The organism is Streptomyces sp. NPDC030798, from assembly GCF_055572275.1.
Window position 1 is genome coordinate 20,677 of sequence record NZ_JBVIDR010000028.1, and the last position, 10,150, is coordinate 30,826.

Consider the following 10,150-nt stretch of genomic DNA (forward strand, 5'->3'; position numbering starts at 1 on the left):
TGTCGATGGCGGGCGCTGCTTCCTCGGTGGGCCCGCTGCGTTAGGCTCATGGCCAGCCACAGTCATGGTGAGCGGGTGGTGGACAGGAGGCGCTCGAGATGCCACCCGGCGAGCGTGGATGCCACGTTGCAAGTGGTCACGGAGCGTTCCCGGTAGAGGGTGGAAGCACCGGGGCAGCCTTGCCACTCCGTCAGCCGGTGTCGCGCGGCTGACGACTCCGCCACGCCGGGTCGCCAGCCGAGCAGGCTGGCGGCAGTTAGCGACGCCTCGGCTTCATGCAGGTCACCCTGGTCGAGCAGACGCAGTCCTTCGGCTGCCAGAGTGGCTGGCTTGCCGGGATGCGGAACCAGCCGTAGTCGGCCGGCAGGAGCCAGGATACGGATCACGAGGTTGCTTGCATAGCGACCTTGACGCGTTGCCGTGCTCCACGGGTGGACCTGGAAAGTGGGCAGCGGCCGCCCCAACTCCATCAGAGCAGCCGCAGCCTGGTACCACTGACGGACGTTCTCCAAGGTGAGACTACGCGGAAGGGCGTCGGCTGCTTGGGCTGCGGTGATGGAGCTTCGTGGTCCTCCCGCATGAGGGTCCGCGGCGGCAAGTGCAGCAGTGCCGACCAACCGGGACAGAGGGCTACCGGGCCCCTTGGCTGCGGAACGCAGCGCAGCGGCCAGTCGGGGGTCCTGTGTAGGCAGGCCCGCGAGGCGGCGCAGCTCCTCCACGGTCAGGGAACTTCCCAGGTCCCCTTCGCGCTGCTGGGCGAAGGTCATCAGTCCCGTGGGCAGGCGATGCGCGCGGACGGCTCGGCTCACGGGAGCGAGGGCGATGGGCTTGCCGTTCAGCGCGCGGAACGCGTCGGTGACGAGCGCGAGTTCTTGAGGGTCGGTGGTGGCGCTGGCCGCCGTCGCCGCCGCCTGGAGCGCCTCCCGCAGCCGCGGACCCTGTTCGTCAAGTGGTGCGTGGGCCGCTGTGGCGAGCAGGACATAGGAGCAGGTCTCCACCAGAGCGTCCCCGGAGGGAGCGCCGGACTGGCGGCTGCCGGTGTTCTTCCACCAGTGCTCCAATGCCTGCTGGGTGTCGGTGGGCAGAGGAAGGTCGACGGTCTGGGCAGCCTGGGCCCAGTGCCATCGCTGGCTGAGGGTGTTGGCGGCGTGGCGGCCCGTGGTGCCGAGCCAGGCCCGAATGTGTGCGCGTTGGTCGGGGCTGGGTGGCGTGCGGAACTGGGCGAGCGCCTGCAGCGCCGCGGCGGTGTCAGCCAGCCGCAGGCCGGCGGTGGCGGAGAGGGACATGTGTCTGGTGGCGGGGTCGACGAAGTAGCCCTGCGCGCGATACATGGCACGGAGAGCGGACACGTCGCGATCGTTGTGCAGCGTCCGACCCGTGGCCTGTTCCAGCAGCGCGAGATAGAAGCGGGACCACAAGGGTTCCGTGTTCAACTCCTTGGAGGTGGCGCTGTGCAGATGGGTGGCATCGACCGCGAGCGTCACGTGCTGTCCAGTCCGGGCGAGCACGTGCAGGCCGTAGGCGGACGTGTACAGGCCCGGCTGGTCCCTGTCGCCGTCGTTCGTGAACAGGTCGTTGTCACCCCGGAGTTGCTCGAGATCCCGCTCCAGGGCGCGCTGGGCCGTGCTGAGCTTCGGTGCCCGCGCGGCCACCGGGAGGGGTGTGTGGTGCGGTCCGCACGCGGTGATCGGCGCGCCCCACAGCAGCAGCACAGCGGAAGCCAGCCAGCGTCGGCGGCGGGAAGGGAAGGCAGAGGTGGTCATGTCGGTGATCCAAGCTAGGGCGGAGGTTTAGCACGGTCTCGTGGGCGGGCAGCGTGCGCCGGGCCGTGGGGGGGGGGGGGGGGGGGGGGGGGGGGGGGGGGGGGGGGGGGGGGGGGGGAGAAAAACCCCCCCCCCCCCACGGCAGCCGGGGGCCGCTGGACTCCTCGGCCGCGTCGGTGTCGGATCAGCCCCAGCCGACGCAGGTCGCGGCCGTGCCGTGGATGCCGAGCGGCTCGGAGAACCCGGAAGCACTCGAACACACCTTGGTGGCCAGCGTGTTCCAGGAGGTCATCATCTGGCCGCCGACCTCGGACTCGTAGGTGTTGCCGTTCTCCCACCACATCGTGACGTGGTTGGTGGAGATGCTGTCGGTGGCGGAGCACTTGCCGCTGGGCGCCTCCCCGGTAACGCCGATCTCGCAGGTGACGCTGGTGATGGCGCCGCCGGTGGTGTACAGATCGGCGGTGTTCCGAATCCGCGTCACGCTCTGCAGGGCCGCACCGTGGTAGGTCCACGCAGAGGTCTGCCAGTGGGGGTTGATGTTGCCGGGGTCCTTCCAGGCGTGCGCCTCGATACGGTAGCCGTTGCCACCCATCACTCCGGTGCCCACCGAGTTGTCGGCGAAGGCGGCGGGCGCGAAGGCTGTGCCTGCCGCGAGTGCGGTCACGGCTGCCAGCCCCAGCCGGGTACGGATGTTCATAGGTACTCCAGTCGTCGCTATGTGTCGGATGGTCAGGCGTTCAGGTAGGGGCTGGGGGTGAAGACGACGGAGTGGCCGCCGACGATGATGGTCACCTGGGTGTAGAACGGCCCCCAGTTGTTCAGACCGCTGAAGCTCGGGCCCTGGTAGTGCCCCGTGCCACAGACGGTCTGCCACTGGCCGGGAGCCACCACGCTGCCGTGTTTGTCCAGCTGATCGATCTCCATCGCGTAGCAGCCACCCGGTTTGGCGTTGATGTACGCATCCGAGTTCGACGACAGGAAGTTGCCGTTGATGCAGGCACTCACGCTAAAGCCGGCCTGGGAGGATGCGGTACAGCCCCCACCGGACCAGGCCGGCCGCACTGTGGCGGCCTGCGCGGATGCGGCAGCGGTCAGTGACAAGACCGCCGCGACGGGTACGGCCGCGAGCGCGGACCGTATCCAGTTCCGTTGCATGGAAGTCCTTTCGATGCATTCAGACTCAGCGGAAGCGTCCGCCGAGGCACCACGCCGTCACGGGAGCTGGCCTGAGAGGCCGAACGCTTACCGCTTCGGTGTGGCGGGGAAACGCTAGGTCCGGGAGCACCGACCCTGACAGCCGGACATAGGCACCACGCGGATGTGGTGCGAATACGGGACTCGCTCCGTGCAACCGGCGGATCAGACAGTGAGTGGCGCCCTGAGGCACATGGAATCGGTTGTGCCCATCACCGCTTCCGGAGAAGATGTGAACACTGATCGGACGACGTCGGAATCAAGCCCCCAGGGCTACGGGCGATGCTGGAGTGACATGATCGATGTCGTGATCATCGACGATCACCCCATAGCCAGATGCGGTGTTGAACACGCTCTCTCCACCCGGCCCAACGTGCGGGTCACCGCGTCGATCGGCTCGCCCGATGAGCTGAACACCGGCGCACCCCCACCGGACGTACTACTGCTGGACCTGTACCTGTCGGTGGACACTCCATCTCTGCCCGCGGTGGCACAACTGTCCGCATGGACCAAGGTCGTGGTAATGTCCGCGTCGGCCCAGCCCCGAGATGTCGTGGGAGCGATCCAATCCGGCGCGCGGGGCTACGTGACGAAGCACTCCAGTGTCGAGATGTTCGCGCAGGCCGTGGAGACGGTCGCAGCCGGCGGGTTCGCGATGTCCTCCGAACTCGCCGATGTGATTCACACCGAGCTGGGCGCCCCTTCACCTCACGGCGTGTCGGGCGGCGACGAGGCCGCCCCGCCACGGCTCTCCGCACGCGAGGAAGAAGCCCTCGGCTACATCGCCCGGGGCCTCACCCACGCACAGACGGCTACGCGCATGGGCATCAGCAAGGCCACCGTGGACACATACGTCGAACGTATCCGCCGGAAACTGCAGCTTGGCAACAAGGCCGAGCTGACCCGCGCCGCCCTGCACCGGCAGGGAAAGCAGGCCGCAAGAACGGACTGACCTTGACGCACGTGCCGATCGAGTCTTCAGCGCAGGAAGCGAAGACGCGCCAGGCGACCGCCGCACAGCGTAGCGAGCGCATGCTCACGCTCACGGCCGTGCTTTTCCGCGCCACCGGGATCCTCCAGGTCCTTATCAGCGTCCTGTCCCACAGCAGCCAGTACGCGCATCCAGGATGGGTCCTGACCGTCGCTCTGACAGTGTGCACGGAGAGCGTGATCCTGAGCCTCTATTGGCTGCGTCGTCAGCGCGTCACACCGGCCACCATGAGCGCCGACATCGCTCTGTGTGTCGCGGCTCTCGCCGCCAACGCGGCACTCACTGATACGCACGATGCCCTGACCTGGGCTTACTTCATGTATGGCTTCACCATCCTGACCAGCATCGGCATCGGCATCGCCTACATCCGCTACTCCGCGGTCCTCGCAGCAACCAGCGCGCTGGCCATCGGCTACGTCTTCTCGTCCTTGTTCTTCGGTCTAGAACCCCCCTGGAACGCCCTTCCCGACACCATCAGCTATTTCGCGGACACCTCGGTCACCTGGATCGTCGCCCGTGAACTGCGCCGTTCCGCAGGCGAACTGGATACCGCGCGTGCCAACGCCGTGACCGACGCGACGGCGTTGGCCACTGAAAGCGAACGCCTACGGCACGCCAGGGCCCTGCATGACCGGGTGCTGCAAACCATGGAGACGCTGGCTCGGGGGCACTGGATCACCGATGAACGGTTGCGGACCCACATTGCCAGTGAGGCTGCATGGCTCCGCGCCCTGGTCCGCGGTGATCCGATCGACGACGAACATGACCTGCTGACGGCGCTTCAGGCCGTGGTGTGCCGCAAAACCGAACACGGCTTGGACGTCCAACTCGTCGACGGCTCCCTGCGGCAGAACGAGGCCGTCCGCGCAGGACTGTCGGCAGCAGCGGTCGGCGCTCTGTGCGGCGCGGTCGAGGAGGCACTGACCAACGTTGCCAAACACGCGGGTGTCAACCGGGCCGTGGTCCACGCCGCCACCACCCCTACACGCATGACCATCAGCATCGTCGACCACGGGCGCGGCTTCGACCCTGATCACCAGCCCGTCGGATGGGGCCTGCCCCACTCCATACGTCATCGAATCCTCGAAGTGGGCGGCCACGTTCATCTGGAGTCCGCCCTTGGCTCGGGAACCAGCGTAGAACTGACACTCGACCTCCCGGTCCAGTCAAACGACCTACCAAGATGACTGCGCGCCGCACCGACGGGTCACGGCAGCGCCTCGCGGGTGTGGCGTCGCGCTCACTCGGCCGACGCCCAACCACAGTCGCCCGACCGCTGGTGCAGCCGCCAAGAGGTGGTCAGGGGCTGGCATTGCTACGAGGAGCCGGGCCTGACCTGCCGGCATCAGGGCCGAGATTCAGGGTGCCGAGGCAGGCCCGGGTGCGCAGCCCAACCTGCTCAGGGCGCAGCAGGAACACGGAGGGACGGATGATCGCGGCGTTCCAGCGTCCCACTCCGTCGTGGCGAGCAGGTGGCATTCCTCGACGTCCAGCCGTGATGCGTCCACGCGGCGGATCGGGGCGGTGCTCGCGACCGTGAGCGGACAGTGATCACACGGGTACCTTCACGAGGAGGGGATTGCCATGGCCGCTCGTCGGCGTTCTTCGTCGTCCCTGTGGTCGGGCAGTACGCCCTGGCGGGACCCGCAGTCGTCGTCAGTGTCCCTGGACCGGAGATCCGGACCAAGCGTCTCCACTGGGGTGAGCGCCGCTGCGTCCGCGGAGCGGGTCACGCCCTCGTAGGTCGCCAGGGCTTCGGGCGAGGGGGCCGGGCGGCGAGGTTGTGGAGCACAACGAACTCGAGGAAGGTAGCGCCTCCGCGCGGTGAACAGCGATGGCTCCTGCGCGCTAGTCGTCCCATGGCGAGCCGGGGCCGCAGGCCAGGTCGAGATCGACGTGTCGGCATGTGCCGCATGCAGAGCTGGATAGCTAGTAAGACTAAACAACATGCGCACGCCCAGCCTGTCGGCCCCATGTCCTTCGCTCGTAGCTGCGGCGAGGGCAGTCGCCCCAGAGCGGTCGCTAGACGGTCGCAGCGATGAGAACATTTTTTCGTTGAGCTGTCCTTATGCGGCGCTGTCGGGCGACTACTGGTGGAAGGTCGGTGAGGGGCACCGGCCGTTTATGGAGGTTGATCGTGAAATACCTTCTGCTGCTGCACACGCCTGCAGGGCCGCCGCTGGACCGCAACAGCGTCGAGTACGGGGAAACCTTCGCGGCTTACGCCAAGGCCAACGCGGACATGGCCGAAGCAGGGGTTCTGCTGGACTGCGCTCCGCTGCAGCCGCCCTCGTCGTCGACTACGGTCCGGGTCCGTGACGGGCAGACGATGGTGACTGATGGGCCCGCCGCCGAGATCAAGGAGCAAGTGGGTGGCTACACACTGCTGGAATGTGCAGACCTCGACGAGGCGCTGAAATGGGCGGCAACGATTCCGGCAGCGGAGACCGGCTGGGTCGAGGTGCGCCCAGTGATGCCCACGCCGACGCCGTCCTGACCGAGCAGGACTTCCGCGCTCACTGGTGGCCGGCGGTGGCGAGTGTGACCCGCCTGGTGGGTGACCTCGCCGCCGCCGAGGACGCGGTGCAGGACGCCGTACTGACGGCGATGACACAGTGGCCGGTCGACGGCACGCCGGCGAACCCGCGAGCCTGGCTGATCGGCGTGGCGCGGCACAAAGCGCTGGATGCCTTGCGGCGGGAGGCACGTCGCCGAGCCAGGGAGCCGGAGGCCCTGCTCTCCTTGCAACAAGCCGTCACACCACCGCCGGGCCCGGTGCCGGACCACGATCAGCTCGGCCTGATCTTCATGTGCTGCCATCCCGCGTTGGACCTGCCCACGCAAGTGGCGTTGACGCTACGTGCCTTGTGCGGTGTGAGCACTGCGGAGATCGCGGCGATGTTCCTCGTGCCCGAGCCGACCATGGCCAAGCGCCTGACCCGTGCCAGGCGCAAGATACGGGAGGCGGGCATCCGGCTGCGCACTCCCGCACGCGACGCCCTGCCCGAGCGGCTTGCCGCCGTGCTCCGCGTCATCTACCTGGTCTTCACCGAGGGACACAAAGCTGCGACCGGCACCACGTTGGTGCGTCAGCGTCTTTGTGACCTTGGCATTGAACTGGCGCGTGCTCTGGTACGGCTGCTGCCCAACGAGCCCGAGTGCGGGGGCCTGCTCGCATTGCTGCTTCTCACCGACGCGCGGCGGCAGGCACGTGTCGACGCCGACGGGAACCTGGTCCTGCTGGAGGATCAGGACCGCACCCTGTGGAATCGGGACATGATCGACGAGGGCGAGCGGCTTCTGGAAAAGGCCCTGAGTATGGGCCGTCCCGGCCCATACCAGTTGCACGCCGCGATCGCCGCCTGTCACTCCACTGTTCACCACTCCCCCGACACCGACTGGCGGCAGATCTCCCTGCTCTACGCGGAACTGCTGCGCCACGAACCCACGCCGGTGGTCGAGGCGAACCGGGCGATCGCCGTGGCCATGAGCGACGGTCCCACGGCCGGCCTCGCTATCCTCGATGCTCTCAGCGACCACCCGCAGGTGCGCCATTGGCCGCAACTTCACCTCGCTCGGGCCGACCTGCTCCGCCGCCTCGCCCGAAGAACCGAGGCGATCGACTCGTACCGGACCGCGCTGAAGTTCCCGCTCACCGAGGCCGAGCAGACCTTCATCACCAGCCGCATCAACCAGCTGAGCGACGAGCTGCACGCTGGGGGGTAGATCTGAGGTAGCCAGAGTGTCGGCCAAGCTAAACGGCTTTCCTGGACGAGCTCGGCTCCCGCGGGGACGCGATCGACTCCGTGAGTCTGCTTCCTCCTCGCGTCCGCGAACCCCCTGCGTGCGGGGTCGGCGCCTGCGCTCGACGAGCGCGGTGCAGTCGGACCGCACACGTCGCGGCCATACAAGCCCAGCACCATAGCAACGCCACGCGCGCAGAACCCCTCGCATCCGATCAGCGCGAGTAGTTCCCGATCCGCCTCACCCAGGTCCTCCCGCAGGTCTTCGACTCAGAGCCGACGTTCCGCCCTGCTGCCATGCATGGCGCCACCGCTGTACCGACCGCACGCTGACCCATAGCCACCTGGTGGGCGCCGTATTGGTGAGTCCCAGGGGGAATGCCTCGGCCGATTGCATCCGGACGTGCTCGCGAAAAACCGGTGCAACAGCGCATAACACACCGGTCGTCCTGGGGCGCGCCGACTCGAACCACCGTGATTGTCGGCGTCGGCTGAAAAGTGGACCGGCAGCGGCGCTCGAAGGTTGACCCCCCTCCAAGGGTCTGGCTGGTTGAGCCAGGCAGGGAGGAGCTGATCAGCGTGGAGGATTGGGCGGAGATCGGTCGGCTTCACCGAGCCGAGCAGATGCCCGGTGAGGGCGATCGCGAGGAAGCTGGGGTTCTCGAGGAACACCGTCCGCAGGACGATTGCGGATGACCCGCCCCCGAAGTACCAACTGGCGCCGAAGCGCTCGATCGCCGGGCGCTGGCGGATCTTGACCGAGCTCGGAGCCGTCCCGCGGGTCCTGGTCTGGGAGAACGAGGGAACCATCGGCTCCTGGCGGTCCGGTGGCCCCCAACTCACCGGCGAGTTTGCGGCGTTCGCCGGGCTGCTGGACATCAAGTTCCTTCTCTGCAGGCCGCGCGATGCAAAGGCCAAGGGCCCGGTCGAGCGGGCCAACGGCGATCTGGACACGTCCTTACTGCCCCTGAGTGTTCACCTCGCCCGCGGACTTCAACATCCAGCTCGCCGACTGGCCGGCCAGGGCCAACCGGCGCCCTGCACACCTGCGATTACTCGGTGCATCCGCTGGCCGTCGGCCGCCCCATCGAGGTCGCCGCGGACCTGGACCAGGTCCCGATGACCTGCGACGGTGTCGAGGTCACCCCGTCATACCCGCATCTGGGTCCGCCATCAGACCATCACCGAGCCCGATCATGCGGCGGCCGCCGCGGCAACCCGCAAGGGGGCCGTCGACAAGAAGGCGGCACGGACGATCACCAAGGAAGTCGAAGAACGATCACTGGACATCTACGGCCGGATCTTCGGTGTCATCGACGGCGGCCTCAGCATCGGCGAAGTGGCGTGATGGCCACCAAGCAGACGGCGAACAGCCGTGATGTCTCCCCCGAAATCGTCTACCTCACCGACGTTTCGAGGGCTGCAGCCACGAGGAGTATCGGCGGCCGGACGGCTGCTCAAGATGGGCGATGCAACGCTGCGCACCTCATTGTTGTTGCTGCCACCCGGCCGACCTTCGGCCCAACTCACCGCGCCGGCCGCCGGCCTGGACTTACTCCTCACTCACTCACTGGGCAGCCCGATCCTCCGCAAGCAAACCTGTAGCTATTGATCTGGACCACCCACAGGTAGACGTCCTCCCGCCAATGCCCATCTTCACCCTGTCCCCCGAGGAAGGTGAACCGGTGGTCGTAGGTGCCGTCGTTGACGCTGAAGTCCTTGTTGCCGTAGAGCCGAGCGTCGCAGATACCGTCCGGGGAGCAAGGTGGCGCACTTGCCGCAGCCCTAGACCCATTTGCCGCCGCGACACCTGGTACGACCATGGTGAGCAGCGCTGCCGCAGCTGTGACTCCTGCCCACCGTGCACTCTTCCTGCCTATTGTTCGCAAGCCAACTCCTTGTCTCTGCTGTGATACGGCCGTCCCGGAGAGGGACGGGCGATACCAGGACTTCCGCCTACGAAACGGCAGTGGCCTGATGCCCGGTCGGTCAATGGGCCACCTCCGGTTACCACCTCGTAGGGCTCCTGGAATGCGCTGATGCGGCCATAGAGCCGGGTCGACGGGTGCTGGATGCGCTGCCTGGCGTTACCGGAGCATCGCAGTGGTGACGGTGGCTGCATCACCTCACCCTGACCCTGTCCAAGCACACGCGGCGACCCGTCTATGACCTGTGCCACCCCTTGTACTGCAGCGGTGAGCCCATGGCCGTGATGGTCGTTCCGTGTGCCAGCGCGCCAGGGAACGCTTCCAGTATGTGCACGCGCTGGGCATACGAGGGGTCGTCGAGAGCGGAAGGCACGCATCTGCAAGAACGTGTCGTGGAGCGACAAGAAGGGCACTCTCAACGGGTGCCAAACGCGCTAGGCCGTTTCCTTCGGATCATCTCGCTGACCAGATGAAGATGGCGGCGAGGTGGAGTCCGGCGAGGTAGATGGTGGCGGTCTTGTCGTAGCG

General features: G+C 67.2%; 8 protein-coding genes. 5 read left to right on the forward strand and 3 right to left on the reverse strand.

The genetic code is table 11. The features are described 5' to 3' along the window. Positions 1-62: 62 nt before the first annotated feature. The 3 genes from ACZ404_RS36625 to ACZ404_RS36635 all read right to left on the reverse strand — a co-directional run bounded on the left by ACZ404_RS36625 (position 63) and on the right by ACZ404_RS36635 (position 2,771). Complete coding sequence (locus ACZ404_RS36625) at positions 63-1,763, reverse strand: hypothetical protein (protein WP_468447688.1); 1,701 nt, start codon at positions 1,761-1,763, stop codon at positions 63-65. Positions 1,764-1,947: 184 nt separating this feature from the next. Beyond that, on the reverse strand, positions 1,948-2,463 hold the full coding sequence (locus ACZ404_RS36630; protein WP_468447690.1) for a hypothetical protein: 516 nt from the start codon (positions 2,461-2,463) through the stop codon (positions 1,948-1,950). Positions 2,464-2,495: 32 nt separating this feature from the next. Continuing rightward, positions 2,496-2,771, reverse strand: coding sequence for a hypothetical protein (locus ACZ404_RS36635; protein WP_468447692.1), 276 nt, complete (start codon positions 2,769-2,771; stop codon positions 2,496-2,498). Between the two features lie 484 nt (positions 2,772-3,255). On the opposite strand from ACZ404_RS36635, the gene ACZ404_RS36640 reads away from it, so the two are divergent. The 5 genes from ACZ404_RS36640 to ACZ404_RS36660 all read left to right on the forward strand — a co-directional run bounded on the left by ACZ404_RS36640 (position 3,256) and on the right by ACZ404_RS36660 (position 9,042). Further along, positions 3,256-3,912 (forward strand): LuxR C-terminal-related transcriptional regulator, encoded by a 657-nt coding sequence (locus ACZ404_RS36640; RefSeq protein WP_468447693.1) that lies wholly within the window; start codon positions 3,256-3,258, stop codon positions 3,910-3,912. Positions 3,913-3,923: 11 nt separating this feature from the next. Continuing rightward, positions 3,924-5,138, forward strand: coding sequence for a sensor histidine kinase (locus ACZ404_RS36645; protein WP_468447695.1), 1,215 nt, complete (start codon positions 3,924-3,926; stop codon positions 5,136-5,138). A 950-nt stretch (positions 5,139-6,088) separates the two neighbouring features. Then, a complete protein-coding gene (locus ACZ404_RS36650) occupies positions 6,089-6,448 on the forward strand; it encodes a YciI family protein (RefSeq protein WP_468447697.1) in 360 nt (119 codons plus the stop codon). Further along, complete coding sequence (locus ACZ404_RS36655; RefSeq protein ID WP_468447699.1) at positions 6,370-7,677, forward strand: RNA polymerase sigma factor; 1,308 nt, start codon at positions 6,370-6,372, stop codon at positions 7,675-7,677. Before ACZ404_RS36650 ends, ACZ404_RS36655 begins: the two co-directional genes overlap by 79 nt. A 1,149-nt stretch (positions 7,678-8,826) precedes the next feature. Then, a complete protein-coding gene (locus tag ACZ404_RS36660) occupies positions 8,827-9,042 on the forward strand; it encodes a hypothetical protein (protein WP_468447701.1) in 216 nt (71 codons plus the stop codon). The last annotated feature ends 1,108 nt before the right edge of the window (positions 9,043-10,150 follow it).